A 24,715-nucleotide genomic window follows, 5' to 3' on the forward strand; every position below is an offset into this window, starting at 1 on the left:
TATGAGTCAATTATTAGAACAGGAACAAGGTGGTACTGGTTCTCTTCGTGTAATGGATACCCAGTGCCCTTTCTGCAGCGTGCAGTGTAAAATGCAGGTGATAGAAGAACGGGGCGCCGATGATGGGCGTCCGACTTATTCAGTCGTTCCGAAACCGAATGCGGCTTCGGAAGGGCGACTTTGTATAAAAGGCATGAATGCTTACCAGCACGTACTTACAGGAGAGCGTATTCTTCATCCGATGATGAAGAAGGATGGTCATTTCGTCCGTATATCGTGGAAGGACGCGTATGAACAGATCGTGAGCAAGCTTACTGAGCTTCGCGGTCAGTCCGGCAATCATACGATTGGCCTTTACGGAGGGGGCTCTCTGACGAATGAATCCGCTTATTTGTTGGGGAAATTTGCTCGTGTTGCGCTTCAAACCAAATACATTGATTATAACGGCAGATTTTGTATGTCGGCAGCGGCTTCAGCAGGTGTCAAGGTGTTTGGCATCGACCGTGGTTTGACGAACCAACTGTCGGACATTGAATTGGCTGATTGCATGATACTGGCAGGGACGAATATTGCAGAGTGCCAGCCGACACTTATGCCTTATTTTACAAGAGCAAAAGAAAAGGGTGCCTTTATCATAGCGATCGATCCGAGGGAAACGGGTACGACTCGAATCGCGGATCTACATTTGAGAGTGAAGCCGGGTATGGATGCGACATTGGCTAACGGTATGCTGAAGATCCTGCTGGAAGAAGGGTTGATTGATCGAGATTTCATCCAGCAGCGTACCAAAGGCTTTGCGGAACTGCAATCTCACTTGGAATCACTTGATCTCGCTGAGATTGTTGAGTTAACCGGTGTCCCCGCTGAGTTGATCCGCAAAGCGACGCTGGCTTACGGTAAAGCGGCCACAGGCATGGTGTTCACGGCAAGAGGCGTTGAGCAGCAAACCGACGGGCATATGGCGGTTCGCAATTTCCTAAACCTTGTTCTGCTGACAGGGAAAATCGGCAAACCGGGCTGCGGCTACGGCGCCGTCACGGGTCAAGGAAACGGTCAGGGCGGAAGGGAGCATGGACAGAAGGCTGACCAGCTTCCGGGCTACCGCTTGATCGAGAACCCCGAGGATCGCGCTTATGTCGCGAGTGTTTGGGGGATTGATCCGAGCGAGCTGCCTGGCAAAGGTGTTTCCGCTTACGAGATGATGGAGAAAGTTCACGAGCAGGAGATTCGCGCCTTGTTCGTAATGGGCTCCAATCCGCTCGTCTCCAATCCGAACGCTAACTTCGTCGAAGAAGGGCTGAAGAAGCTTGATTTTCTTGTTGTAGCCGACTTCCTGATGTCAGAGACAGCGCTGCTGGCAGATCTCATTTTACCGGTATCTGCTTATCTGGAGAACGCAGGAACACTGACCAACCTCGAAGGACGCGTGCTGTTGAGGGAAGCCGGCCGTCCTGCGCCGGGTGAAGCGAAGCATGATTGGCAGATTCTCTGTGATTTGGCTGATAGGCTGGGCAAGGGTCAATACTTCAACTACGCAGATGTCGAAAACATCTTTGATGAGCTTCGCTTAGCCAGTCGCGGCGGTGCAGCGGATTACTACGGCATAACGTATGACCGTTTACGGAAGGATGAGGGAGTCTATTGGCCATGTCCGGAGCTGGAGCATCCCGGTGCGAAGCGGTTGTTTGAATCGTCATTTCCGCTTCCGGAAGGCAAAGCGCTGCTGACTTCTGTGGAGAATCATTTGCCGAAAGAGCAAGTCAGCGAGGAGTTTCCGCTATACCTGACAACCGGTCGTGTGCTTACGCATTATTTGACTGGCGTGCAGACAAGAAGAAGTCATTCTTTGGCGGCGCAAGACGTGGAGTCTTTCATGGAGATTCATCCGAAGACGGCCATGAAGTACCGCATCGAAGATGCCACTCTCGTCAAATTGGAATCCCGACGCGGCACGATCTATGTGCGCAGCAGGTTCAGCAGCGACATTCGGGAAGACACCGTCTTCGTACCGATGCATTGGGGCGATACGCAGAACGTCAATAAAATTACGCATGACGCGCTCGATCCGACTTGTAAAATGCCAGGTTTTAAAGTTTGTGCAGTTAAGGTGAGTTCGTTAGTTTCGGAATATGCTTAATCTCATGTAAACCGATCCTGTTGAGGCTTTGTTAGCCTCGACCAAGGGTTGGTTTTATCTTGTTTCTAAACTCAGCTATAATAGAGAAAAAAGATGATGCAGGAGGCTCGGTCATATGGATGAGTTACGCTTCCCTATTGGATTGTTTACACACGAAGGTGAAATTTCACGGGAGCAGTTGCAGGAGTGGATGGCTGACATCGAGTCTACGCCAAATAGACTTCGTGAGGCGGTTGCTGGGCTGTCTGACGAGCAGCTGGATACGCCTTATCGCCCAGGAGGGTGGACGCTGCGGCAAGTCGTGCATCACGTCGCAGACAGCCATATGAACAGCTACACAAGGTTCAAGCTGGCGCTGACGGAGGAAGAACCGACGATCAGACCTTACTACGAGGAGCGCTGGGCTGAGCTTAGCGATGGCAAGTCAGCTCCGGTAGAGCTGTCGCTTACCTTGCTGGATGCTTTGCACAGCCGCTGGATGATTGTTCTGCATGCTATGCAGCACGAGCAATTTGCTCGCGCATTCGTACATCCAGAGTCAGGGAAGACGATTCGACTGGATTGGAACGTTGGCAATTACGCATGGCATGGTAATCATCATATTGCCCACATCACGAGCTTGCGCGCTCGCAGGGGCTGGTAAACAACGAAAACCCGTTAAGTCACAGGACTTAGCGGGTTTTTCCGACTCTGCCATTATCCACTTCATCACTGAAGCTTGATTCAGCCTGATCATCATTCAAATAGCGGCCGACTTTATCGATCCACTCTTGTACGTAGTGATCGGTTGCCCACTGTGCCATAACGAGCTTCTCACCGGGCTGGAGGTCCAAGGTTAGTTGTGGATCATTTCCCGGCGCTTGCCCGTAAGGGTAGAACTTGAGCTTACCGTTCTCGAAGATGACGATCATATCATTCATTGGCGATGTTAACGCATCGGTCGCTAACGGCCAAGAGGACTGGATAGAACTCCATGAGCAGCAAAGATCATCGTGATTGATGACTTTATCAGGCAGCTCTCGCGGGAAGTCGTGCAGAATGTAGCTATCAGGCGTTGCTGCGCTAATTCGCGGCGTCTCCGCGATCTTGCCGACCCAGCGGCCTGGTTCACGCTGGACGGTCCAGCTTTGGCCTGTAATCTCACCAAGCAATTTGGCAGAGCTGCCCGGTACATTTGTAAGGATGCTGCTACTGCTGCTGCCATATAAATCGGTGATCGAAACATGGTTCTTGTCCACCGGTTTGTTATAGAACTGCACAGTATGCCCTTCTTTTAATTGCGGGAGGGTACGAACCCAGATACGTTCCGCTTGATAAGGGGCATTACCTCGCCAAGCCTCCTCCGATTCAGCAATGGAAACATATTGATTCCCAGCAAATAACAGGGTCTCCACGCGATTTAACTGTTCGTCAGCTTGATCGGGGAACGCTTCTGGTTTCACGGGTTGATCAGCTAGATGAGCAGATAAATAGTGGAACTCGTCTGTTTTCGTTTTATGAACCAAGGATTCGATTTTCCAAAAATTTTGCTTATAGGGCATCAGAATTCCTGTGCCCTCGGATGTCTTCTGCAGTTGGCCTCGAACCGGTGCTATAAGCATTGTTCGATAAGTACTATAACGAATGGGTCCTAAAGCATGCTGCGCCTCAGTATTGTTAGATTCACGCTCGGTCCTTAGCCCAATAAGCAGTGCGGTGCTTATTGGGGCAGGAGACGAACTAGTGGACGCTGCAGTCGTAACAGAAGCATCCATTGCAGGAGCTGCATCACTTTGCGTATGGATTGAACTCCACGGAAAGAGCAATAATGCAGCAGCAATCGCACCGAGTCCGGCGAAACAGAATATGGGCTTTACCTTCGGCTTCGCTCGTTCCTTCCGCTCAATGGCTTCCTCGATCTCGCCCTGAAGCTTGGAAGAAAAGCCAGATTGCTTAAGCGGTCCTGATTCCAATTGCTTATGTAAATCATCCGGATCAGGAGTTTTCAAGCGCTTCACGCTCCTTCAAACTGATCACCTTGAGTCTGGCGTGGTGAAGTCGGGATTTAACGGTTCCCTCCGAGATGTTAAGGATGGCAGCCATTTCTTTCGTTGAGAGCTGATAATGGGCATGCAAAATTAAAATTTCTCTGTATTTTGGGGACAGAGATATCACTTTTTTCCATATATCACTAGCATATAATTTCTCCATCGCTTCTGTTTCTGCTGATTGTGATGTGCCTGCAGATTGAATGAAGCCAACAAGTGTAACTTTGCGCCAAAATGCTTTGCGTAGGTAGTCATAAGCAGTATTACGTGTAATGGTAAGCAGCCAGGTTTTGACCGAAGCTTCACCACGGAATGTAGTAAGATTGCGATATACTTTCAGGAAAGCATCCTGCGTAATGTCATCTGCTAAATCTGAATTGCGGCAAATACTAAACGCATAATTCCATACATCATTACCATAGGTTTCCATTATATTGCGAAGAATCACTTTCTGATCCGTTGTTTCAGATACGTACTTTAAGTAATCAAATACATGGACACCGGTCGTCTCCATTCTCTCACCTCTCTGAATTAGACGTTACAAGTACAAAAAAAGTTCGGATTTTTATAAAAAAATCATGCCTTATAGGATTCGAGAGCGAACTGGCAGATGAGTCTAACTTCTACATGTAATTTTTAAAATGGCTATAGCTCGAAATCTGGAGGAGATTTGCTTCGAGGGAGAGAATCGAAGAGAGACAACACTAAAGAGATTATTCAGGAATACCAAGAGAACAAGAGGCCGAGAAAGTAAGCTCGTTCTTGATGTGTCTTGACAATAGAAGGCCTTAACACGCAATATGAAGAAAGGACACAGGATGAAAGATCAGGTCCTTCGGAGAGGAAGAACACCATGAATTTCGTTGAGCATATAGTGGATCATTTGCGGTCTGGACAAATTAAGAACTATCCGCAGCCGATTGCTCTGAACTTGGGCTTAGTTTATACAGTTAAACTGGAAGACAGGAAGACGAATTTAATTTGGCTGCCTTTCGAATTTACAGGTCTCGCTTACATTGATATGGGGCAACTAGTGAACGTACATCCCTATTATCGAGGCGTTATTATCGAGGAAATCGAACTCTCGCGCGGAACGGATCTGCATAAGCCGCAAACGGAGGAAGCTTTCATTAAAGCCATATTTATTAAAAGCTGGGAGATGCATCAACTGTTGCAGGAGGAAAAGTATGCGAGTCTGCAGGGTAATGCTCCAGATTTCCTGACCAAAATGTTATACATAACAGATTGGCTGCGCTATTATAATTCCGTTATAACAGTGGGTGCTGGCAAAAAGATCGGCTAAATGTGCCGTTTTTCGTTGGAAAGTAAGGATTATGTTTTCTACATGTGTAGAAAGCATGGTCCTTTTTTGTATCCATCCCTATGGCTATAGTCCCATAGTTGATAGTTCTTGGCACCTTGGATCACTAGGCTTTAAGCCTGTTCTCAAAGCATTGTAGAAGGCTTATCCTAAAGACTGGTGTAAACGATGCCAAAAACTCATGGAGAAGCGGAGAGTAAGAAAAATGTTACAGCTCAATAAATGGCTTACAATTGCAACAGTTTGTTGCGTAATGACAATAGGTGTCGTACAAGGGAAGAGTGAAGCTGCCGGTATGACGGATGTTCGAGGCCATTGGGCGGAGCAGACGATTAGTCAAATGGTGCAGCAGGGATTACTGGACGGCTTTCCTGATGGGACTTTTCGACCAGATGATACTGTGACTGCTGATCAATTTGTGAAAATTGTATTGCTTGCTTTTACAGATAAATATCCTAATGGCGAGCGCAAATGGAAATCGAGCTTTTTGCAAACGCTCAGCGCAAGCAACCAAAGTATTTTGCAGCAGGATTATCGGGATTTCACGTTCAAACCGAACACAGTTGGATATTGGGCAAAGCCATATTTGGATTTGGCCAGTGATCTTCATTTTATAAGCAAAGGTCAGTTCAGTGACTACAAGGCGATGCTAAAGCGCGAAGATGTGGCTGAAATTCTATACTATTTACTCAAAGAAACTGAGTATTTGGAAGACGAAGTGTACAGTCTCAAAGCAGCTTCCCAATTCGGTGATCTTCAAAGTGCGACGGCCAGACAGCAGAAATTCATCGGCGAGGCCATGACGAAGGGAATCATGGAAGGCTACCCGAACGGGTACTTCGGCGTTGGACGACCGGTTACCCGAGCTGAAGCGCTGCAAATCATTGCTCGTTTGCAGACGAAGTCGAAGCGCATCAGTGTGAACAGCGGAAGTGAAGCGTTCATCAAAGTCGTGCCTACGAAAGATGGCAGCTATAAGAAGCTGGTATTCCCCGATCAGCGAATGCTGCAATCCTACGATGTGATGGAGGAAGCGGGTAAGCTGCGAGGCGCGAATTATGACCTTGAAGAAACAACGCTGCGCTTATTCCGAGATGCCGAGGCCAAAGGGCTGGCGATGAGCGGTGCGACCACCGAGGTGCGCAACAGTAATGAAGCATCCTTATGGTTAGATCCGCAGTTTATGACCTATGGTGTGACTGTCCACCTAGAAAACGGGGCACTGGCCCGTAATACGGAGAGTATCCGGAAGTTCACGGATTTCCTTTTTGGCTATGACGCAGACATCTTCTATCGCCAGTTTACTGACGCTTGTGAACGCGCAGCCGCTAAAGGTGTTCTCGAAACCACAACGAAACAAATCGGCAGCTACTCTGTTGAAACACGGTTAGAAGCGGATGGAAAAACGATCATTTTTTCCATTATTCATTCCTAGACCGAGCATATTCTCCGAGCCTAATCGGTATAATCCGAATCCGACTCGCCCTTTTTTTGCATTTGGGTAGGAAGGTTATCTTTTGGTATGATAAGCAGGTAGGATTGATTTGGGGAAGAGGGATGATGAGAGATGTTTGCGAAATCAAGTTATGAGGGAACAAGAGAAAATAATTATGCCTTGCTGATTCAGCAAGCTGAAGCTTTGATACATGACGAACCGAATCGCATTGCGAATTTGGCTAACGCCGCTGCGCTGCTCGGGCAGTTTCTGAGTGATGTGAATTGGGTAGGGTTTTATTTATTAGATGAAACAAGTGACAAGAAGGAGCTCGTGCTGGGGCCGTTCCAAGGACTTCCGGCTTGTGTGCGGATTCCACTGGGCAAAGGTGTTTGCGGTACATCGGCTGAACGTCGGGAAACGGTGCTTGTTCCAGATGTGCATGCATTTCCAGGTCACATTGCCTGCGATGCGGCATCACAATCGGAGATCGTGATACCGATCCTTGTTGGAAATGAGCTCGTCGGGGTGCTGGATATTGATAGTCCTATCAAGAACCGATTTGATGATATCGATCAGATGTACTTGGAACAATTTGTACAGAAGCTTGCAGCTGCTATGTAATCTCGTAGGTGGTAGAGAAAATATCTGCCATATCTTCATCAGAACAGAAGCTGCAGCTGGCCAGCATGTTGTTATGTTTTAAACGAGCACCTAATAAGATCAGATGACTGGTAAGCTGCTGTTCCATAATTGGATCTGCGATGCTGAATTCAATCCCGTATTCATAGAGGGATGGACTCAGCATCGTTTTTCGTGTGAGGACACCTAATACTTTGATCTCTTGATGAAAAAGATGAAAAGTGAATTCCAGCAGCAAGCTCATATCGATAGGAAGATTCAAGGGGGTGTGGATACGTATACCGCCTGAGCTAATATCTCTTATCATAATTTTAGAATGTTTGGTGTCAGCTGCCTTGTTTTTGATACCAATGATTTTGAACAAGGCTGATAAAGGAATTTGAAGGTTGAGTCGGAAGCTGGAGCGCTTATTTGCTTGTGACATACGAACTGCTCCTCATGGTTGATAGGCCTATTATACTATATTGATGATTAATTTGAACTACCTTTCACTTGATAAATTTGAAAATAAAGCTACTTAATCGTGTGCAGAAAGCTTGCGAATGAATGATTTCAGGCCTTCTTCTCCATTGATAAAAAGCCTTTTGAGCAGGTAAGGGGACTGCTGGTTTGTTGCAAAGCCTTGTTCAATCGTAAAAGCATAACGAAATCCATGATCCTTAAGAAGCTTCAGCGTCGTTTTGTTATATTCGCCATAAGGGTAGCAATATACATCGGCTTTGGTTCCGAGGTTTTCCTCGATTTGTTTTCTGGCTTCTAACATTTCGAAGGCTTGTTGATCCACGGAAAGCTGGGGGAGATGGGGGTGTGTCATCCCATGAGGTTGAATGTCCCAGCCGGCTTCTTGCAGCTTCTTGATCTGTTCCCAGTTCAGGTAACCTTCCTGATCGCTCATACCTGGTGAGATAAAGAGGGTAGCCGGGAAGGCATATTTGGCAAGAAGTGGCATCGCTTGCTCATAATTATCGATGTATCCATCGTCAAAAGTTAACAGCACTGGTTTCTCAGGAGCTGCCTCGACATCTTTTCCTTCGATAAGACTAATAAAAGTAGTGAGAGAAACTGGGGTGTAACCATGGTCGTTAAGATATATCAGCTGCTCTTCCAGTTTGGCTGGGGAGATAACGACAACATTCCCTGGATCAATCGTGACACTGTGGTAGTTGAGGACGGGTATGCTGATTTTGGATGGCAGAGGTGTTGGTCTTGTTGTAGACTGAACTGCGCCCGAAACTGCGGAAGCATTCGGGGGAGCGGGGACGTAAGTATTCAAAGTAACCGTTGAGACTGCAGGCAATTTGGGTTCTTCTAGGAGAGGCGGGTCTGGCGTTATTTTTAAGCTTGGAGCGGGCTTGTCCAGGGCAAAAGGATAGACCTCGACCGGAGCTTGGGATGGAGACTCGACGATCTGAGCATCGACCTGATGAGGGATCAATGCCGGAGTTGATGAGGATCCCTGTAATTGGTACCCCGAGGAGTCTAGGCTGAAGGATACGAGTATGAGAAGTATAGTAAGTAGACCTGCTAGCACCGAATAAAAAAGGATTCTCTTTCTTTGGTAGTTCATAGGCACACCAACCATTTCTAGAGGAATAATCTATTACTCTATTTGTAAGCAAAGGTTGGGAGAAATATACCTAGTTTAGCCAGCTAGTGAGATTCCCTCATATAAAAAACTGCTATCCAAACTGTCTCCAGTTTGAATAGCAGTATTTGGCGGGTGCGTTAAACCGCATTGCTGATGATGGCAGCTAGAAGCTTGCGCATCGATCGAGTTCCGACTTTATCCATAATTTTATCAATATGGACTTTAACAGTTTTTTCGCTAATGTTGCAGTGATCAGCTATTTCTTTATTACTATAGCCGTGGAGCGCGATAAGACCTATAATTTCGGCTTCTCGGTTCGTAAGTAAATGTTTGGCTGCAAATTGGGTTGTAATGGATTGCACACTCTTATGATGAAGGTTCTTTGCCGGATTCTCTTGCACATGCTGCATGCTTGAACGACCTCAATATCTTAATTAATGTATGGCATACAGTTCATTGTACCAGAGTTAACCCCTATAGGATTCACATGAGATTGTCTAATTTTAAAATTTTTTGCTTAATCTTTACTTTGGATAACGAGTAATAAGCCAGTGTGGAGTTCGATGAGACCTTCCGATTCGTTAAGTACATTACTAATCCCAAGGGACTGTCCAATCTGAAGAGTCGCTTGCTGGAGCGGATATTGGAAACCATGCAGTGTAATTCCAGTTACTTCCAAGCTAAGCGGCAGCAGGGATATATGTGTATAGCTCCCCCGTAATATACGAGTGGATTGGTTAATGAGAATGATTTGATTGTTGGCATCGACAATGGAACAGGAAACGCCTTGCTCTGTGCCTTTGCGTAGCAGATGTACATTGGCTAACGAGTGATCAAATCGGGTGCCGAGCGCTCCGAGCAGAACGATATGATCAGGCTGCTGATCCAGTGCCCAGTTAAAGGCCATTTCGGTGTCGGTTAAATCCTTGAAGACCGGGTCGCAATCGATGAAAGTGAGACTAGAAGCGCGAATACGGCTTAACTCTTCGGCAGTGACAGAATCGAAATCACCGAGTGAAATATGCGGCGTATAGCCATGTTGAATCAGATATAAGGCACCACGGTCCGACCCTACGAGAACGTCATCTTCATGAATGTCTCCAAGAGCCCAGTCCCCGAGTGTCCCTCCAGTTACAATGATAATTCGTTTTCCGTTCATGCTTGTTCCCCCAGCGCTTGATATATCATCCCCATAGTATATCATACGCAGGCAAAAACCGAGCTGCATTCATCGCAGCCCGGTTCTATGATTAGGTTCTAGCGTCCACACGCTTGCGCATAGGGTTAAGCTCAGATTGGTCATGATCAATCACGGCTTCATCGGCGAAGCCCTTCATTTCCCAAGTCGTTCGTCCCAAAACAAGATCGGCGGGAAACTCGTCGCCGCGCTTGAGCGTAACCTCTCGTCCTGCTTCATTGGCATAAATACCGTCCGTCTCAACCGTGTCGCCAGTCATGGGATCCATCGATTTGTCATTCGACATGCTGTATTCCTCCTTTCCTGTTGCTTATTCATACCATTTCCAACGATGGAGGAAATTATGAGCGGAATCATGTAGAATGAGAAGGTTGTCACAGACTTTAAGGCAGAAAGGGAATGAATCAGCATGGCTTTATGGGGGACGATTGTGAATGCAATCGCCATTATGATTGGGGGATTATTAGGAATGATGCTGCCCCGCATCTCGGAAGGCATAAAAAGCACAGTTATGCAGGGCCTTGGGCTCGCCATTACTGTGCTGGGCATTACTATGGCATTAAAGTCGAATCAAATCGTACTAGTTATTATGAGCGTGGTTATTGGAGGTATCATTGGAGAACTGCTGCGAATCGAATACAGGCTAGAGCAGCTAGGTGACTGGTTGCAGGCACTGCTGCGCAAAGATTCTTCTGCTCATCCTACAAGCAGTATCTCGCAAGGCTTCGTAACATGCACCTTGGTTTATTGCATTGGAGCTATGGCTATTCTGGGTCCACTGGATGGCGGCCTTAGGCATAATCATGATATTTTATATACCAAATCATTGCTGGACGGGTTCTTATCCATTATCTTCGCGTCTACCCTTGGAATAGGCGTGATTTTCTCGGCGGTGTCCGTGTTCGTGATGCAAGGGGTCATCGCTCTGGCAGCGACATTTATTGCCATGGCTTTTAGCCAAGCGTCGCTAGATGCTATGATCGTCCAAATTACAGCCGTGGGTGGCGTCCTGGTTATTGGCGTAGGCGTCAACATTCTTCAAATTAAAAAAATGAATGTAGCCAACATGCTTCCGGCACTTGTCATAGCGGCAGCAGCGGTTCCTCTGCAGCATTATTTTACCGTATGGTTTAGCCGACTGTTCTAAACAGCCGAACCGTTAAATTTATATCCGACACCGCGAACCGTAATAATGTAGCGAGGCTCTGCTGGGTTAGATTCAATTTTCTTACGCAGATTACTAATATGTACAATAAGTGTTCGTGGATCGCCCATGCTATCTAGGCTCCATATAAGTTCAAACAGGTGCTCGATTTTGTACACCCGATTAGGGGTCTTAGCCATTAAGGAAAGCAAATCGAATTCTTTGGCCGATAAGGATATGGTCTGTCCATTCACGCGAACGATATGGCTAACCAGATCGATTTCGAGGCCGGGGAATTTCACCAGCTGAGGATCATCCTGATGCTGCTCTCGAATGGAATTTCGACGTAAATGAGCTTTGACTCTAGCGACGAGCTGACTAGGGCTGAATGGCTTCGTCATATAATCATCGCCACCCATGCTTAATCCGAGAATAATATCAATATCCTCGCTCTTACAGGAGATGAACAGGATCGGCGTATTGCTCGTTTTGCGAAGCTGTCGGCAAACTTCTATACCATCAAGTCCTGGCAATAGAATGTCCAGAATAATAAGATCGGGCTTATGTTCTTTTACGATCTCAAATACATCGTGACCGTTATTGGCGCTAATGACTTTATAGCCTTCCCGCGCTAGGTAGAGTTGAATCAATTGGACAATTTCTTGCTCGTCATCTACGACTAAAATAGTTTCTCCTGCCATACTTGAAATCCTCCTCAGTAACGGAACAGCTTGGTAGAAAGAACGGTGTTCCCGCTCTTACATGTTATCTTCATTATAGAACGATTCTCTTAGACATTTCTATCCTTTTATTGACAGATAAAGAGATTTGGTACGATTCTTTCCTCGAAGTAGGTACTTTGATCTGCTTCTAAATCCCTGTATCTATGAAAAATGTGAAAAAATAGTCATATTTCGACTTAAATTGACGAAAAATTTGGATGAACTTAATTGAATCTTTATGTTCCTATGCTAAGCTACCTAAGTCTCTATGTAAAAAGTACGAGAGGGGCTGCGAAGTAATGAGTCATAAGGCTGATTCAGATTTTGCGAAACATTCATCGTTACTGAAGGATACATTCGTATGCCAATTCATCGAGCAGGCTTGGGATCTGTTTAGCATATTTGATGTTTATGGAAATTTGACCTATGCCTCCAAGAATTTTAGTGAAGTGATAGGATTTATACCTGCTGACTTTCAGCAAGTTGTGGACTTTATTGATTCGGAATACGGTATGGATTTACATAAAATGTTTATCAAAACCTTGCAAACTTGCAGCAGCAGTAAGCTGGAATTTCGAGCAAGAGGTGTTAATAAGAATATTATCTGGTTCGAATGTACCGCGATTCCAATTCGTAATGATGAGGGTGTTCTAGTCGAGATTTCTTTCGTGCTTACTGATATCACGCTGCGCAAAAATCAAGAGAGCCGTCTTATCGCCATGGCTTATCATGATCCTCTGACAGGTTTGCCTAATCGGCGAATGTTTAAGGAGCATCTGCAGCAAATGCTTTTGCAAGCAAATCGAACGAAGAGACCGTTTGGACTTCTATACTTAGACATAGATGATTTCAAAGTGATAAATGATACGATGGGTCATGATGTAGGAGACGCATTCTTGCAGGATTTCACTCACCGCATCAAAGGTTGTCTCCGTGAGGTTGATATGTTCGCCCGCATGGGAGGCGACGAGTTCACCATTTTATTACCCGCGGTGGATTGTAAGGAGCACGTGGAAAGCGTCGCCCGGCGGATCATTCAGTGTTTTGAACAGCCATGGGACATACAGGGGCAGCAGTTTCGCGCAACAGTTAGTATGGGGATAACAATGTACCGCTCAGGTGAAACCGATGCGACTAGTATGTTGAAAGAAGTAGATATTGCCCTATATAAAGTGAAGGGCAAAGGCCGTAATCACTACCAGTTTTATTAGAAACCGTTACTCGGAGCTGAATGCTCTAAAGTAACGGTTTTTTGGTATCCCCAATATTTACTCCTAGCACATTCAAATTCTATCTAGCAAAATAGAGGAAGCAGCTAGATGCTAGAAATAGGGGGTGGGCCGATGAAGAAAACCAAAAATCGATGTAGAAAATTCGTGATTATAATAGCCGCGGCGGGGCTTTTGACGATAGCAACAAGCTCAGAACCTAGTGTTAAGGCTGAAGCTAGCTCGTCTCAAGGAAAGTTTACGATGTCTTATCTCTTCTTCGGCAATTCAAATTTATATACCTCACAAGTGGATAAAAGCGGTCAGACACTGGATGTCGTCTCGCCTAGCTACTTTCATATCCATACAGATGGTAGTTTGCAACTATCCGATTCTCTACAGGACTCGTTCATTACCGACATGCATCAGCGAGGGAAGAAGGTTGTCCCTTTTCTTAGTAACGATTTCGATAGGACGCTAGGTGAGAAAGCCATCGATAATCGAGAAGCGCTTGTTAATCAAATTGTTGCGGCAATCAAGGACCATAAGTTGGACGGCATTAATATGGATATCGAGAATGTGGATGCAGCTTACCGGGATAAATATACGGATATGGTCAAAATGCTGCGCGATAAACTCCCGAGCGGGATGGAAGTATCAGTGGCTGTAGCAGCGAATCCTACAGGGGCGACGAGAAGCTGGATTGCTTTGTATGATTACAAGGCATTAGCCGCGGTGAGTGATTACTTAATGGTTATGGCTTATGATGAAAGCTATCCTGGAGATCCAACCCCGGGACCTGTAGCAAGTTTACCCTTTGTCGAGAAATCGATTCAATACGCAGTAGCACAGGCACCAGCGGATAAAATAGTTCTTGGTGTTCCGTTCTACGGGAGGTACTGGAATCAAAATGCTGCCGCTAATGGCTCAGGTGTATCCGCTCAGAAACTAATGCAGCTGATTGACACCTATAAAGGGAGTGTGCGGTATGATGCTGCTAGCCAATCACCGGTAGCTACTTTCACAATCAGTCCAACCAATGCAGCGTCTAGCGAATATAGTGCCGGCGACTACACAGTGTGGTTCGAGAACGAGCAGTCGTTGAAGGAAAAGCTGAAATTGGTAGGCAAGTACAATTTGAAGGGGACAGGAAGCTGGAGCTTGAATCAGGAGACCGCGAATACCTGGGACTATTACAGCCTATGGTCCGATGGGTTTTATTTCGCCGACATGCAGAAGCATTGGGCGCAAGCTTATGTGCTAGCCGCTGCGAACCGAGGCTGGATGCTCGGCATAGCCTCTGACCGGTTCGCGCCGGACGCGGCGCTCACACGGGCTGAAGCCGCGACGATAATCGTGCGCGTGCTAGGGTTGAAGGGCGAGGCGGCTGCAATCGGCGCCTCGTTCAGTGATGTCCCTGCCACCCATTGGGCGTGGCAGGATATCCGGCTCGCGAAGCAGAGTGGGCTGATCCAAGGGATCAGCAGCGATCACTTCGCGCCGGATCAGATCATGACGCGGGAGCAGATGAGTGTGCTGCTGTCCCGCGCTTTGCAGTTAACTTCGCAGGCTGGCGGCGGAGCCGCTGCGAAGAGCTTCACCGACGTGCCAGCAGGCAGCTTGTCGGCAGGGGCCATCGCTGCGATGAGCAGCAATGGCCTTGTCGACGGCTTCGCGGACGGCACGTTCCGCCCGAGCGCGTCGCTGACGCGCGGGGAGATGGCGGCGCTGCTCAGCCGCGCCCAGCCGCTGCTCACGAAGTGAGCCGGCTTTAGCAGAGAACCGCACCCTACTCCGGCTTGCCGAGTGGGGTGCGGTTCTCTGTTTTGCTTAACCGTAGCTGCTAGTGCTTAGGATAGGCTATTGCATAGCCTCGTCGCTAATTCTCGGCAGCCACGTGTTAACTTGTATTTGCTATATAATTACGGAAGATAGTGCCTCCAACGCAAGATAGCTAGCAAAAAAGCAAATAGTGCCTTCAACGCAAGATAGCCAGTAAAGCAGATAGTGCCTCCACCCCCAGGACCAGCAAAGAAGCTGATACTGCCTCCACCGCCAAGTAACCACGTTTCCAGTAATACTCGCTCGCCGCAGTTAAAACAAATTTGATTTATCGTCGTTCATTAGTTTTTGAGGTTATGAGGATTATGGGCAATAGTGGTTGCCAATGTTGTAATTACTACAACAATTCGCAAGCCAAAAGGCCATTTAGCAGCTTGAAGTTGCATTTCGTACAACAATTCTAACCCATTTCTTGCGAAATCGCCTGAATAGGTCAAGATTGTTGTACGTTATACAACATTGAAGAGGGAGAGGCGGGATCAGGGCCGCAATTGTTGCACTTACTACAACATCATTCGACCGAGGATGTGGGTGCACATATACATTCATTCATTTTTTTTCATTCATTCATACATTCATTCATACATTCATTCATTTTTTCATTCATCCAGCTACCTCACGCGAGCATATATGGCGATGGATTCCGATTTTAGAAACCTCAATGTAGAACAAGATTGGATGAATAGACGCTCTCCTAAAGTTACTGCTGGGGATTCGCTTCGAAGAAGCCAACGCCTTCTTCTTTGCCTAGTTTGACAAAGGTTGTCTTTTCTTTGGGGCCGGGTTTATCTGTGACGAACTGGCGGATGTTTTTGATGCGGGTTTCGCCACTGGTGATACGATTACAGCCGATCTGCAATATAGAGGAAGAGGAAACGCCAAGAATACGGATATTCTGCACACGAATAAATGAGCCTAAGTTATCCACACACATTGTGAAGGGTTCATGAGGCTGGGGGATGGGAAAGGGTCTTTGATAAAAGGGATAAGCCTTGAAGCTTCCCTCATTCCCATAATAGAAGGGAACTTCACGCTGGACAGCGAAGACTCTTGTTTTTAGAGCTGTGTTGATGTTATCACCAACATGCATGATACTGCTCGAGCTTAAGTCATTGATATAGACATTGCCGACGATGGATAAGCGAACCATAGGTCACCCCTCCGATGGAAGAGGTACGAATGGAGAAATGATGACCGATTCGGGAGGGGTGTCGAACATGGAGGACAATGAAATGACTTCCGTATCGCCAATAAGAAATACAGAAGAACTGGCGACCCCGATGATTCGCACATCACCTACGAAAAGTTGCTTGTTTTCTACATGTAAGTTCAGCATAGTTATCCTTCCTTCCTTGGTAAATTGGATATGTAACTGTCAATTGCACTTAGTATGTCTTGTTTAGTTTTCTCGATGATGCTGGTGGTCACGGCTTCCATCGGTTCTTTGAAACCAACGCTGCGGTACTGATTGATATAAAGCTGAATGCGGGTGTCTAGCTGTTTACGGATATCATCGATAATGAGGGCTTTGTAATCCTCGTCCAATGGATACTGATATTTGTTTTCGAGATTGTGCATATCGGCATGAACACCATATTGCAAGTATTGTTCTATCCCGCTAGAGACTTCCTGCTGAATGCCAAAACCTGTGGGATTTCCTTTCCCCTGTTCTTGCCCTTGATTCCCCGCCCCTGGACCTTGCTTTTGTTCTTGCTCTTGTGGTCTCTGCCCTATTCCTTGCCATTGACTTAGTCCTTGACCTTGCATTTGCCCTTTCATTTGTCCTTGCCCCTGAAAAAATGCATTCGCATCAGCACCAGCATATTTGCCCATCGAGGCACCATTCACTGATAAGTCATCGATTTGGTCAAGTAAGCTGGGGCTGATACCGATTGTTAAGGTCCCGTCCAGCTTTTCGACTTTGAGTTGATCGAATTTATATTCGATTTTATCGATGTGGACGCCCTTCTGATTTTTCAAGGCGTTAAGGTCCGTTTGCAGTTTGCTTACGGTTTGTTCAAGCGTATCGATTCTCTGTTTCTGCATCTCAATATAGGCGGAGACCTGCTGGGCCCATTGCTGCCAAGTTATACAATTATGCATCTAGGAAAGGCACCTCCTTCCGGTTTCATTCAGCTTGTAACGCCCGAGTTGGGGGATATTAAGTTGGCGGTGGCAAAGGAACCAGTGAGACTGGGTTCGTTGCGCTTGCTCCCATCTGTGGAGCGGATTCAACGAAGCCGCCGGTATTGTACAGATTAGATAAGGATCGGATAGATCCGGCGGTGCCAATTTGCAGAACGGAGGAGTTAGCCACTGAGTCCACTTTTAAATGCTGAATCATAATGGTCTGATGGATGGTCCAGTTCATTTTGGATGAACACCTCGCTCAGGTTAATAAATGAATGAATATTAAATGATAATTCCGCTGGCATTGTTTTCGATAAGGTCGGAATCGTTGGTTACAGTTGTGCTGTAGGCATTATAAATGCGAGGAAAATCCCCGGTATTAAATGAGCCTGCTCCGGCAAAAGTTTTGGAGGAGCTGTTAGGTGCGATGATAAAGGAATCGCCGAAGTGGACGACGGAGCTCGGCCCCACGCTGATGATTTTGACATTCCCTACGATAGATGGCATACTCGACCCCCTTGCACTTATCACAACTATAGTATATGAGGGTATTCGCCTAGAGGTGCCCTGTTTTTCATTTGGGTGTCACATCAGGGAGTAGGCACATATACTGCTAGTGAAAATGAGGTGATGAGCTTGAACGGGTTTAATCGCCATCCTTGGCTAAAATGGGAGCAAGTTGAGAAGTTCCTTGGGCAAAAGCTGCCTTTCGGTGAAAAAGGGCAGACCTTTCTAGATAATATGACGTGGGCCGAGGGATATGTACAGGACATGCTGAAAAAAGCGATGCCGGGTTTGGATGCCACTCTCTCTTCCCAGGGATTTGCGGGCTCTGAAATCTTTGAGACGCATGAACATGTCATTATTAAAGTGAAGATTGCCAAAGATGAAGATCCAAAAGCGCTGCAGGTGTTTGTGAAATCCAATCAGATTAAGCTGACCGGCTTTCTCAGCGGCAAGAACCGAATCATTAAGCTGCCGACCCTTGTGCAGCCGAGGACGGCTAGAGTGAGCTACAAACAACGTCTGCTGCAGATCAAGGTGCGAAAGCGAGGCTTGAGGGAGAACTATGTTGAGGCGTACATCCGTTACTAGCTAGTTAGTAGGGCGGAATATATTACGGCTTGCAGATTCCTAGGTGAAAAACAAAAACCCTCAAGCCATATGGCTGAGGGTTATCCTTATTAAACTATAGGACGCGGCGAGCGGTCATGTAACGGGATGACCAAGTCCCGCTGTGAATGTTAGTAATGCGGACTCCGCCTGCGCCGTATGTCTGCAGTAGGTTACCGTTGCCCATATAAATGGCTACATGGTTAATGACGCCGGGTTTGCCCGGAATAGAGAAGAACACAAGATCACCTGTGCGAAGGTTGCTTCTGGATACATATGTTCCGACATGGGATTGCTGTTTAGATGTCCGCGGCAGGTTTACACCAACCCGCTTGAACACGTATTGGGTGAAGGAAGAGCAGTCAAATGTTCGCGTTTGACCCGATTTTGCACCGAATTGATAAGGTCTTCCCAAATAGTTTTTACCGATCGAAATCACTTGACTGGCACGAGAAGTTGCTGTGATTGATGCATCGATAGCTGCTGCTGCTCCGGCTTGATGAGGCGCACTTACCATTCCTGCAGAAAGTCCTATGGAAACGGTCAATGCCGCAATGACTAATTTCTTATACCACGTTTTTTGATGGTTTTTCATCTGGATTGCCTCCTTAGAGTTTTCGTAAGTAAACTTACGTTGTAAGCCTATGCTAAGTTTTCATTAGAAAACTTGATTTGCAAGACTCTTCTACTGAGCTAACTTGTGGATTGTTCGTCCAACAGCCCAAGTATACCAGATGAAATTCCACCTAACATTTACCTTGCAGCCCTATGGCCAGTGGTATCAATGGTGTTAAGATCAATTCTGAGAATATGATGAGAATTCCATTATAATATTTTTATTGACACGTTTTTGGCAGCGTAATCAAAGCGGTAGTTCCTTGACCTAAGCAGCTTTTGAGCTGAATGGTCCCCTCGTGCTTCTGAACGATATGCTCCGCAATAGCCAGTCCTAGACCGACTCCGCCTTGCTTGCGATTCCTTGCTTTATCCGTCCGATAGAAGCGGTCAAAAAGGTGCGGTATGTCACTTTCTGCAATACCGATGCCTTGATCAATGACTTCGATGGTAACCCACTTGTTCTCTGTGATGCCGATTTTCAACACGACCATTTGCTGGCTGTATTTGAGCGCGTTATCTAGCAAAATAATGAGAAGCTGCCTGATCTTATAAGGATCTCCTGTCATATGAAGCTCTTTCAGATCTTGCGCAATCTGCACCTCAATCTCTCTGCTAGAGGTGACTCTAAGCGAGGCTGCGGTTTGCTGGGCAATCGGAAGGAGGTCGAAGGTGCTCTTTTGTTCACAGTCTTCTCGCTCTTTATCGGTAAGGGAGAGCAGATTTTGCGTGAGAATCTTCAGCTGGGCTGATTCGGAGATGATGGCTTCGAGCGCTTCTTCACGCAGCTTATCGTCCCGGAAAGCCCATCTTCGCAATAAGCTAGCGTAGCTCTCAATGATCGTGAGCGGCGTACGCAGCTCGTGTGAGGCATCCGCAAGGAATTGCTCTTGCTTTTGAAACATTCCCTTTAGCCTATCAATCATTTTATTAAATGTTGCACTAAGCATAGTTAACTCATCATTCGTGAGCTTGTCGGGCAGCGGGATGTGTCTAAAAGAGCCGCTTTTCTCAATATTTTGCATGGTGGTTACTAATTGCTGAAGCGGCCGAAAGAGCACATTCGTATAGAAATAACCCCCAAGGAGAGCTAGGATCAGCGCACCCGTGGAAGTTAACAAAAGTATAGAGATGAGCATGCGGGAGTATTCACCCAACCTCCGCAGGTTGCGTCCAATTTCTAAAATAGCAACCTGATGGCCTTCTTTGAACACAGGCATTTTCACGAATATAAAAATTCCGTCGGGCGCTGTTTCTAAGATAACCGTTTCTTTGTCTACATATTTGGGAAAAAAGCGGAGCAGCTTGGGGTCGGAATATATTTGGTAAACAACCTTCGAATCAGGAGCAATATACCGCACCATTTCTTGCGGAATGAGGAGCTCTTCCATCTGCGAGCTATTCTGCCAATACTCCGGATGATTAGGTAAATCCTTCAGAATCAGGGTGCGGGCTTTTTCTTTCAGCAGCTCCAGTTCGCCATTGGTTGTAACCCGAATGAACATATAGTAGACAAAGGTGAAGCTGAAAAAAAGGATCAACATCAGTCCTGCGGAAACCCACAGTGTGATTTTCAGCTTAAGGCTCATGAGGGCGTCTGCCCGTCTTTGGGAACAGCTTCACCAGCTGAATCGTCCGCCTCTTTGCTTGAGGAAGGTTCAACCTTCAGCAAGTAGCCGATACCGCGCATCGTCTGAATGAGTTTGGAGGAGAAGGGCTTGTCCACCTTTTGCCGCAAATATCGGATATACACGTCAACCACGTTCGTATCTCCTACGAAATCATATCCCCAAACCTCTGAAATGATCTGCTCCCGCGACATCACTTCATCCTGGTGCTGAATCAGGAAGCGCAGTAAATCAAATTCCGTAGGCGTTAATTCGATCGGTGTACCTTCTCGGGTAACGGCTCTACTCTTTAAATCCATGGTTAGATCATCCACCTTAAGTAAATGAGGCTGCTCTGCTGACTGGTCCTGAAAGCTTCTTTGGCGGAGCAGACTGCGAATGCGGGCGAGCAATTCGATCGTGGCAAAAGGTTTCGTCACATAGTCGTTAGCGCCTTGGTCAAGTCCGCTGACTCGGTCGGGGACGGCATCACGTGCCGTCAGCAGGATAATGGGAAGGGTAGCGGTTACCTGCCGTATGCGGCGAAGCACCTCTAGACCGCTCAATTCCGGCAGCATGACGTCAAGCAGGATAAGCTCCCAGTCCTCCGACTCGTCTAAGGCTGCATTTAGTCCAGAGCGCCCATCTGCTCTTATATGTACCTCATAGCCCTCATGCTCCAGCTCCAGCTGAAGCACCCTAGCGATGCGTTCTTCGTCCTCAATTAGCAATATGCGGCTCATGGCGGATAGATTTCACTCCTAACGGGTCGCTGATGGTCAGCGGTGTCGATTCGTTCTTTATTTTCTCTATTCGGTACATTTACATACATATGTGAAAAGCCCAGTCTTTGGGGAGTGTCTCGTTAGCGTTCATTAGCCTAGTCCGCGTTCCGCCTTTGTGACATAAAATAACGCATAGAAGACTGATGAAGGAGTAGGACAAATGAGCATAACTCCAAAAAAGAAAGTGCGCATCAAAACTAACCAAAAAGTAGCGATTTTACTGCAAGACCACGATGCTACCGCAAAAGTCTATGTAGAGATTCAAGGGGAGTTCAAATCCCGGGAGGTTATGGTTGAGGCGCTAAAACGTTTAGAAGACGGATTGATCTACGCAGACGAGAATTGTACAGAGTTAATCGAGAGTGAGTATATTGAAGTTTTCCCTAAAAAAACCCCGTATCGCCGAGAAGAAGAGGATTTCATCTTCCTCATTGACCGTGCGTATGCAGAAGACTACGTCGTATCAGCCAAAATTATCAAATAAGGTTAAGGCATATGAAAAACCCCCTATCGATAGATCTAAAGGCCAAAGCCTTCGAGAACTGTCAATAAGGGGTCTTTTTAATTGAGAATATTAGTTTTTATGAACAATAGGAGCCGTTTCTACGGAAGTCAATCGGTCATAGAAATCTACAAAGTTATTTCTTTCATCTGAGCTAAGTTGAGCCATAGCCGTACGCGGATGCTCATCAAGCGCTCCTACGATCATGTAAGGAATGAGATAGCCCCAATCCCATTTTTGGCGCATAGTAATCATGTGTTTCTCGATAATTTCTAGTACTGGACGAATGTCGTAACGTGCTCCTTTTAAATAGCTAAGAAGTAGTTCCGTCGTACAGTTTCCTGCTGCGCGGCCCATTCCATATACGGAGGAATCAAGGAAAGACACGCCTTTGGAAGCACCTGCAATTGTGTTTGCGAAAGCAAGCTGCAGGTTGTTGTGCATGTGTAACCCAAGTTCTTTCTCAGGAAGCAGACGTTGGAACTTCGTTACGAGGTAGTCAATGTCTTTATGATCCATGCTGCCGTAGGAGTCTACGATATAGACAACGTCAACAGGGCTTTTATTAATTTCTTCGAAAGCTTCAACCAGTTCATTTTCCATTACGTGGGAAAGCGCCATAATGTTAATGGATGTTTCGTAGCCCATGTTATTGAACTTTTGAACAAGCTCAAGGCCTTTATCAACGTCTTTGATGTAACAAGCAACGCGGATCAGGTCAAGTAAGCTGTCTTCACGAGGTAAAATGTCGTTCTCATCGACACGGCCGATATCTACGAGAGCAGATAATTTTGTATCGGTTTTTTTGGTAATAACGTCACGAAGGAAGGACTCATTCAAGAATCTCCAAGGACCGGACGCTCCGCCTTTGAGCAGCTTTTCCGAGTTTTTATAACCAATTTCCATATATTCTACACCGGCTGCGCTTAAGCCGCGATACATGTCTTGTACAAATTCCACGCTAAAATCCCAATCATTCACCAAACCGCCGTCCCGAATCGTACAATCCAAAATCTTGTGTTGATGCTGCTTAACCATACTCGTATTGCCCCTTTCGACTGCTTATATCGCTTCTGATTTTGCTATATTATCACTTATGTAGAGGCTGCTTGTCAATGCAGCAGTGTGCGTTTGCGACAACTTTTGCAGGGAGGATATGGTAAAATATGAGGAGGAGTACTAGATTACTTGAAGGGGCCTAAGTGAATGAATCGTAATGAGTGGTCATTAGCAAGAGAGGTTGCTGTTAAAGCTGCAACGAAAGCAGGAGAACTGGCGAGAGAGCGTTTCGGAGGTAAGCTGACCATTCAGCATAAGGATGATCGCGGTGATTTGGTCACCGAAGTAGATGTGCAGGCGGATCGTTTGATTGTGGAAGACATCCTTGCGGTGTTTCCGAGTCATCGTATATATAGTGAAGAAGCGGGTGAAGGAGGGGCAGTCAGCGATTGGGTTTGGCATGTCGATCCGCTGGATGGAACGAATAATTTCGCCTTGGGCATACCGCTTTATGGCGTTTGCATCTCTTTGAGTTATCAGGGACAAATTGTCCTTGGGGTAATCCGTGATTCGGTTTTGGGGCTAAATTATGTTGCTGTTAAAGACGAAGGTGCTTGGCAGGAGGATGTTGAACTTGAGGCGAAGCCGAAAGGAATGTTGGTCAAGTCCACAATTTCATGGATTCAAGGCCATGGGGTTGGCAAGGACGATCATAGAGCGTTGGGACTAAGGCATCATCTAGAGCATTCGGTTAAAAGAGTGCTGCGCATGTGGGCGCCGTCATTGACCTGGGCGATGCTCGCTAGAGGCGACCTTCATGGTGTCGTGCTATACAACTCCGAAGGTGAGGACTTGTACGCGGGTTTGCTGCTCGCGCAGGAGGCCGGCGTGAAGGTGACGGATTTCGCGGGTAATCCGGTAGCTATGCTTGCCGGTGCGGGTGCTGTGGTGGGTATAAGGATAAGTGCGAGTGCGGGTGCAGGTGCAAGTGCAGAAATAAGTACGGGGACAAATTCAGGTAGAAATGGAGATACAATTGCAGGTACAAATGCGCGTACAAATGAAGGGACAAATGCAGGTGTGAGAACAAGCTTCGAAGAGGGGAGAGAGATGGCACAGGCGGTTTACCTGGTGGCTGCTGTGCCAGAATATCATGCGGAGCTGCTGGCATTCGTGCAGGAAGCCATCAACGCAGAATAAAGTGGGAACAATTTGTAGATGATAATGGCATACTTTGCATGTTGAGGAAGAAAGGATGCTGTGCGATGAAGAGCTTTGTTCCTATATTTTTTGAATTTGAGAAGGAGCGGGATGCGCTCCTAGCGCTTGATACGCTGGACGAGCTCGGCTACAAGCCGGAATTACTGGGTGGAGAGATGTCTACGGTGCATATCCATCTTGATGCACAGGAGATAACCTCTGCGCTAGAAATTGCGCAATCACACGGCGGGCGCTTAGTGGATCGCCCGCAGGCTGAGTCAGAGCAAGCGATATACTCTATGGCGTACGATCTGGAGGGTTCCATCCGCATTCCGGCTCACACCGTGAATGAGGATTGGTCCGAGAGCTACGCTGAGGCGAACGCATCGCCCGTAACCGACGCAGTGCCGAGCGAGGAAGAGGCAGCCTTTGACCCGTCTGCTGACGACTACAACCATTTCAGCGCCGGTATTCGGATGTGAAATGGAGCGGGAGTCGGC

The 24,715-nt window shown here is 46.8% G+C and carries 29 protein-coding genes; 12 read left to right on the forward strand and 17 right to left on the reverse strand.

Features of this window, described 5'->3' with window-relative positions; translation table 11 throughout:
- The first annotated feature begins 1 nt into the window (after nucleotide 1).
- Both nasC and ASD40_RS12700 read left to right on the forward strand, forming a co-directional pair.
- Entirely contained in the window at nucleotides 2-2,137 is a 2,136-nt protein-coding gene (gene nasC, locus ASD40_RS12695) for an assimilatory nitrate reductase catalytic subunit NasC (protein WP_057303643.1), read from the forward strand.
- 115 nt (nucleotides 2,138-2,252) lie between these two features.
- Nucleotides 2,253-2,780, forward strand: coding sequence for a YfiT family bacillithiol transferase (locus ASD40_RS12700; protein WP_057303644.1), 528 nt, complete (start codon nucleotides 2,253-2,255; stop codon nucleotides 2,778-2,780).
- Between the two features lie 28 nt (nucleotides 2,781-2,808).
- Here ASD40_RS12700 and ASD40_RS12705 read toward each other — a convergent pair whose 3' ends face one another.
- Complete coding sequence (locus ASD40_RS12705) at nucleotides 2,809-4,125, reverse strand: hypothetical protein (RefSeq protein WP_057303645.1); 1,317 nt, start codon at nucleotides 4,123-4,125, stop codon at nucleotides 2,809-2,811.
- A complete protein-coding gene (locus tag ASD40_RS12710; protein WP_029196193.1) occupies nucleotides 4,112-4,678 on the reverse strand; it encodes an RNA polymerase sigma factor in 567 nt (188 codons plus the stop codon). Before ASD40_RS12710 ends, ASD40_RS12705 begins: the two co-directional genes overlap by 14 nt.
- A 339-nt stretch (nucleotides 4,679-5,017) precedes the next feature.
- Between ASD40_RS12710 and ASD40_RS12715 the strand changes: the two genes are divergently transcribed.
- From ASD40_RS12715 to ASD40_RS12725, 3 genes are all read left to right on the forward strand, one after another.
- Nucleotides 5,018-5,467 (forward strand): hypothetical protein, encoded by a 450-nt coding sequence (locus tag ASD40_RS12715; RefSeq protein ID WP_057303646.1) that lies wholly within the window; start codon nucleotides 5,018-5,020, stop codon nucleotides 5,465-5,467.
- Between the two features lie 223 nt (nucleotides 5,468-5,690).
- A complete protein-coding gene (locus tag ASD40_RS12720; protein WP_057303647.1) occupies nucleotides 5,691-6,920 on the forward strand; it encodes an S-layer homology domain-containing protein in 1,230 nt (409 codons plus the stop codon).
- Nucleotides 6,921-7,052: 132 nt separating this feature from the next.
- Nucleotides 7,053-7,544, forward strand: a complete 492-nt coding sequence (locus ASD40_RS12725) for a GAF domain-containing protein (protein WP_057303648.1) — start codon at nucleotides 7,053-7,055, stop codon at nucleotides 7,542-7,544.
- Here the strand turns inward: ASD40_RS12725 and ASD40_RS12730 are convergent.
- The 5 genes from ASD40_RS12730 to ASD40_RS12750 form a co-directional block, all read right to left on the reverse strand.
- A complete protein-coding gene (locus ASD40_RS12730) occupies nucleotides 7,537-7,986 on the reverse strand; it encodes a PilZ domain-containing protein (RefSeq protein ID WP_057303649.1) in 450 nt (149 codons plus the stop codon). The two genes, ASD40_RS12725 and ASD40_RS12730, sit on opposite strands and share 8 nt — an antisense overlap.
- A gap of 93 nt (nucleotides 7,987-8,079) precedes the next feature.
- Nucleotides 8,080-9,129: a polysaccharide deacetylase family protein gene (locus tag ASD40_RS36345; RefSeq protein ID WP_082562206.1), complete on the reverse strand. Its 1,050-nt coding sequence runs from the start codon at nucleotides 9,127-9,129 to the stop codon at nucleotides 8,080-8,082.
- A 158-nt stretch (nucleotides 9,130-9,287) separates the two neighbouring features.
- Nucleotides 9,288-9,560, reverse strand: coding sequence for a response regulator transcription factor (locus ASD40_RS12740; protein WP_057303650.1), 273 nt, complete (start codon nucleotides 9,558-9,560; stop codon nucleotides 9,288-9,290).
- Between the two features lie 107 nt (nucleotides 9,561-9,667).
- On the reverse strand, nucleotides 9,668-10,309 hold the full coding sequence (locus ASD40_RS12745; RefSeq protein ID WP_057303651.1) for a thiamine diphosphokinase: 642 nt from the start codon (nucleotides 10,307-10,309) through the stop codon (nucleotides 9,668-9,670).
- Between the two features lie 91 nt (nucleotides 10,310-10,400).
- Complete coding sequence (locus ASD40_RS12750; RefSeq protein WP_057303652.1) at nucleotides 10,401-10,634, reverse strand: hypothetical protein; 234 nt, start codon at nucleotides 10,632-10,634, stop codon at nucleotides 10,401-10,403.
- A gap of 123 nt (nucleotides 10,635-10,757) precedes the next feature.
- Between ASD40_RS12750 and ASD40_RS12755 the strand changes: the two genes are divergently transcribed.
- Nucleotides 10,758-11,495, forward strand: coding sequence for a DUF554 domain-containing protein (locus ASD40_RS12755; protein WP_057303653.1), 738 nt, complete (start codon nucleotides 10,758-10,760; stop codon nucleotides 11,493-11,495).
- Here the strand turns inward: ASD40_RS12755 and ASD40_RS12760 are convergent.
- Entirely contained in the window at nucleotides 11,492-12,193 is a 702-nt protein-coding gene (locus tag ASD40_RS12760) for a response regulator transcription factor (RefSeq protein ID WP_056833708.1), read from the reverse strand. The genes ASD40_RS12755 and ASD40_RS12760 overlap by 4 nt on opposite strands.
- Before the next feature lie 320 nt (nucleotides 12,194-12,513).
- Between ASD40_RS12760 and ASD40_RS12765 the strand changes: the two genes are divergently transcribed.
- Both ASD40_RS12765 and ASD40_RS12770 read left to right on the forward strand, forming a co-directional pair.
- Nucleotides 12,514-13,425: a sensor domain-containing diguanylate cyclase gene (locus ASD40_RS12765; protein WP_057303654.1), complete on the forward strand. Its 912-nt coding sequence runs from the start codon at nucleotides 12,514-12,516 to the stop codon at nucleotides 13,423-13,425.
- A 132-nt stretch (nucleotides 13,426-13,557) separates the two neighbouring features.
- Nucleotides 13,558-15,186: a glycosyl hydrolase family 18 protein gene (locus ASD40_RS12770; RefSeq protein WP_063870774.1), complete on the forward strand. Its 1,629-nt coding sequence runs from the start codon at nucleotides 13,558-13,560 to the stop codon at nucleotides 15,184-15,186.
- A 778-nt stretch (nucleotides 15,187-15,964) separates the two neighbouring features.
- On the opposite strand, the gene ASD40_RS12775 is transcribed toward ASD40_RS12770, so the two are convergent.
- Genes ASD40_RS12775 through ASD40_RS12795 form a run of 5 tightly spaced genes read right to left on the reverse strand, consistent with a single transcriptional unit; the run spans nucleotide 15,965 to nucleotide 17,901 of the window.
- The gene (locus tag ASD40_RS12775) at nucleotides 15,965-16,414 is read right to left on the reverse strand and encodes a spore germination protein GerPE (protein ID WP_057303655.1); all 450 of its coding nucleotides are present in this window, start codon (nucleotides 16,412-16,414) and stop codon (nucleotides 15,965-15,967) included.
- A 3-nt stretch (nucleotides 16,415-16,417) separates the two neighbouring features.
- Nucleotides 16,418-16,600, reverse strand: a complete 183-nt coding sequence (locus ASD40_RS12780) for a hypothetical protein (RefSeq protein WP_057303656.1) — start codon at nucleotides 16,598-16,600, stop codon at nucleotides 16,418-16,420.
- Between the two features lie 2 nt (nucleotides 16,601-16,602).
- Nucleotides 16,603-17,367: a spore germination protein GerPC gene (gene gerPC, locus ASD40_RS12785; RefSeq protein WP_057303657.1), complete on the reverse strand. Its 765-nt coding sequence runs from the start codon at nucleotides 17,365-17,367 to the stop codon at nucleotides 16,603-16,605.
- Nucleotides 17,368-17,425: 58 nt separating this feature from the next.
- Entirely contained in the window at nucleotides 17,426-17,635 is a 210-nt protein-coding gene (locus ASD40_RS12790) for a spore germination protein GerPB (protein WP_057303658.1), read from the reverse strand.
- Nucleotides 17,636-17,676: 41 nt separating this feature from the next.
- Nucleotides 17,677-17,901 carry a spore germination protein gene (locus ASD40_RS12795; RefSeq protein ID WP_047678721.1) on the reverse strand — a complete coding sequence of 75 codons (225 nt, stop codon included), beginning with the start codon at nucleotides 17,899-17,901 and terminating at the stop codon, nucleotides 17,677-17,679.
- A 129-nt stretch (nucleotides 17,902-18,030) separates the two neighbouring features.
- Between ASD40_RS12795 and ASD40_RS12800 the strand changes: the two genes are divergently transcribed.
- Nucleotides 18,031-18,489: an Hsp20/alpha crystallin family protein gene (locus tag ASD40_RS12800; RefSeq protein WP_057303659.1), complete on the forward strand. Its 459-nt coding sequence runs from the start codon at nucleotides 18,031-18,033 to the stop codon at nucleotides 18,487-18,489.
- 94 nt (nucleotides 18,490-18,583) lie between these two features.
- Here ASD40_RS12800 and ASD40_RS12805 read toward each other — a convergent pair whose 3' ends face one another.
- The 3 genes from ASD40_RS12805 to ASD40_RS12815 all read right to left on the reverse strand — a co-directional run bounded on the left by ASD40_RS12805 (nucleotide 18,584) and on the right by ASD40_RS12815 (nucleotide 21,472).
- Entirely contained in the window at nucleotides 18,584-19,102 is a 519-nt protein-coding gene (locus ASD40_RS12805; RefSeq protein ID WP_057303660.1) for a C40 family peptidase, read from the reverse strand.
- A 241-nt stretch (nucleotides 19,103-19,343) separates the two neighbouring features.
- Nucleotides 19,344-20,711 carry a sensor histidine kinase gene (locus ASD40_RS12810; RefSeq protein WP_057303661.1) on the reverse strand — a complete coding sequence of 456 codons (1,368 nt, stop codon included), beginning with the start codon at nucleotides 20,709-20,711 and terminating at the stop codon, nucleotides 19,344-19,346.
- Nucleotides 20,708-21,472, reverse strand: coding sequence for a response regulator transcription factor (locus ASD40_RS12815; RefSeq protein WP_057303662.1), 765 nt, complete (start codon nucleotides 21,470-21,472; stop codon nucleotides 20,708-20,710). The genes ASD40_RS12810 and ASD40_RS12815 overlap by 4 nt, the downstream gene beginning before the upstream one ends.
- Before the next feature lie 202 nt (nucleotides 21,473-21,674).
- On the opposite strand from ASD40_RS12815, the gene ASD40_RS12820 reads away from it, so the two are divergent.
- Entirely contained in the window at nucleotides 21,675-21,998 is a 324-nt protein-coding gene (locus ASD40_RS12820; RefSeq protein ID WP_057303663.1) for a hypothetical protein, read from the forward strand.
- A 90-nt stretch (nucleotides 21,999-22,088) separates the two neighbouring features.
- Here the strand turns inward: ASD40_RS12820 and ASD40_RS12825 are convergent, their stop codons facing one another.
- Nucleotides 22,089-23,054: an aldolase catalytic domain-containing protein gene (locus tag ASD40_RS12825; protein ID WP_057303664.1), complete on the reverse strand. Its 966-nt coding sequence runs from the start codon at nucleotides 23,052-23,054 to the stop codon at nucleotides 22,089-22,091.
- A 168-nt stretch (nucleotides 23,055-23,222) separates the two neighbouring features.
- On the opposite strand from ASD40_RS12825, the gene ASD40_RS12830 reads away from it, so the two are divergent.
- Nucleotides 23,223-24,215, forward strand: a complete 993-nt coding sequence (locus ASD40_RS12830) for an inositol monophosphatase family protein (protein WP_057303665.1) — start codon at nucleotides 23,223-23,225, stop codon at nucleotides 24,213-24,215.
- Nucleotides 24,216-24,253: 38 nt separating this feature from the next.
- Nucleotides 24,254-24,697 carry a hypothetical protein gene (locus tag ASD40_RS12835; RefSeq protein ID WP_235549239.1) on the forward strand — a complete coding sequence of 148 codons (444 nt, stop codon included), beginning with the start codon at nucleotides 24,254-24,256 and terminating at the stop codon, nucleotides 24,695-24,697.
- The last annotated feature ends 18 nt before the right edge of the window (nucleotides 24,698-24,715 follow it).

Origin of the sequence: Paenibacillus sp. Root444D2, assembly GCF_001426375.1 — a bacterium.
GTDB lineage: Bacteria > Bacillota > Bacilli > Paenibacillales > NBRC-103111 > Paenibacillus_E.

What these genes read in the sequence shown, in the direction of transcription:
- ASD40_RS12815 (WP_057303662.1), bottom strand. Translation starts at nt 21,472, where the DNA reads ATGAGCCGCATATTGCTAATTGAGGACGAAGAACGCATCGCTAGGGTG.
- ASD40_RS12710 (WP_029196193.1), bottom strand. Translation starts at nt 4,678, where the DNA reads ATGGAGACGACCGGTGTCCATGTATTTGATTACTTAAAGTACGTATCT.
- ASD40_RS12745 (WP_057303651.1), bottom strand. Translation starts at nt 10,309, where the DNA reads ATGAACGGAAAACGAATTATCATTGTAACTGGAGGGACACTCGGGGAC.
- ASD40_RS12770 (WP_063870774.1), top strand. Translation starts at nt 13,558, where the DNA reads ATGAAGAAAACCAAAAATCGATGTAGAAAATTCGTGATTATAATAGCC.
- ASD40_RS12765 (WP_057303654.1), top strand. Translation starts at nt 12,514, where the DNA reads ATGAGTCATAAGGCTGATTCAGATTTTGCGAAACATTCATCGTTACTG.
- ASD40_RS12835 (WP_235549239.1), top strand. Translation starts at nt 24,254, where the DNA reads ATGTTGAGGAAGAAAGGATGCTGTGCGATGAAGAGCTTTGTTCCTATA.
- ASD40_RS12720 (WP_057303647.1), top strand. Translation starts at nt 5,691, where the DNA reads ATGTTACAGCTCAATAAATGGCTTACAATTGCAACAGTTTGTTGCGTA.
- gerPC (WP_057303657.1), bottom strand. Translation starts at nt 17,367, where the DNA reads ATGCATAATTGTATAACTTGGCAGCAATGGGCCCAGCAGGTCTCCGCC.
- ASD40_RS12825 (WP_057303664.1), bottom strand. Translation starts at nt 23,054, where the DNA reads ATGGTTAAGCAGCATCAACACAAGATTTTGGATTGTACGATTCGGGAC.
- ASD40_RS12700 (WP_057303644.1), top strand. Translation starts at nt 2,253, where the DNA reads ATGGATGAGTTACGCTTCCCTATTGGATTGTTTACACACGAAGGTGAA.
- nasC (WP_057303643.1), top strand. Translation starts at nt 2, where the DNA reads ATGAGTCAATTATTAGAACAGGAACAAGGTGGTACTGGTTCTCTTCGT.
- ASD40_RS12805 (WP_057303660.1), bottom strand. Translation starts at nt 19,102, where the DNA reads ATGAAAAACCATCAAAAAACGTGGTATAAGAAATTAGTCATTGCGGCA.
- ASD40_RS36345 (WP_082562206.1), bottom strand. Translation starts at nt 9,129, where the DNA reads ATGAACTACCAAAGAAAGAGAATCCTTTTTTATTCGGTGCTAGCAGGT.
- ASD40_RS12740 (WP_057303650.1), bottom strand. Translation starts at nt 9,560, where the DNA reads ATGCAGCATGTGCAAGAGAATCCGGCAAAGAACCTTCATCATAAGAGT.
- ASD40_RS12760 (WP_056833708.1), bottom strand. Translation starts at nt 12,193, where the DNA reads ATGGCAGGAGAAACTATTTTAGTCGTAGATGACGAGCAAGAAATTGTC.
- ASD40_RS12750 (WP_057303652.1), bottom strand. Translation starts at nt 10,634, where the DNA reads ATGTCGAATGACAAATCGATGGATCCCATGACTGGCGACACGGTTGAG.
- ASD40_RS12775 (WP_057303655.1), bottom strand. Translation starts at nt 16,414, where the DNA reads ATGGTTCGCTTATCCATCGTCGGCAATGTCTATATCAATGACTTAAGC.
- ASD40_RS12795 (WP_047678721.1), bottom strand. Translation starts at nt 17,901, where the DNA reads ATGCCATCTATCGTAGGGAATGTCAAAATCATCAGCGTGGGGCCGAGC.
- ASD40_RS12780 (WP_057303656.1), bottom strand. Translation starts at nt 16,600, where the DNA reads ATGCTGAACTTACATGTAGAAAACAAGCAACTTTTCGTAGGTGATGTG.
- ASD40_RS12820 (WP_057303663.1), top strand. Translation starts at nt 21,675, where the DNA reads ATGAGCATAACTCCAAAAAAGAAAGTGCGCATCAAAACTAACCAAAAA.
- ASD40_RS12725 (WP_057303648.1), top strand. Translation starts at nt 7,053, where the DNA reads ATGTTTGCGAAATCAAGTTATGAGGGAACAAGAGAAAATAATTATGCC.
- ASD40_RS12810 (WP_057303661.1), bottom strand. Translation starts at nt 20,711, where the DNA reads ATGAGCCTTAAGCTGAAAATCACACTGTGGGTTTCCGCAGGACTGATG.
- ASD40_RS12790 (WP_057303658.1), bottom strand. Translation starts at nt 17,635, where the DNA reads ATGAACTGGACCATCCATCAGACCATTATGATTCAGCATTTAAAAGTG.
- ASD40_RS12755 (WP_057303653.1), top strand. Translation starts at nt 10,758, where the DNA reads ATGGCTTTATGGGGGACGATTGTGAATGCAATCGCCATTATGATTGGG.
- ASD40_RS12730 (WP_057303649.1), bottom strand. Translation starts at nt 7,986, where the DNA reads ATGTCACAAGCAAATAAGCGCTCCAGCTTCCGACTCAACCTTCAAATT.
- ASD40_RS12715 (WP_057303646.1), top strand. Translation starts at nt 5,018, where the DNA reads ATGAATTTCGTTGAGCATATAGTGGATCATTTGCGGTCTGGACAAATT.
- ASD40_RS12830 (WP_057303665.1), top strand. Translation starts at nt 23,223, where the DNA reads ATGAATCGTAATGAGTGGTCATTAGCAAGAGAGGTTGCTGTTAAAGCT.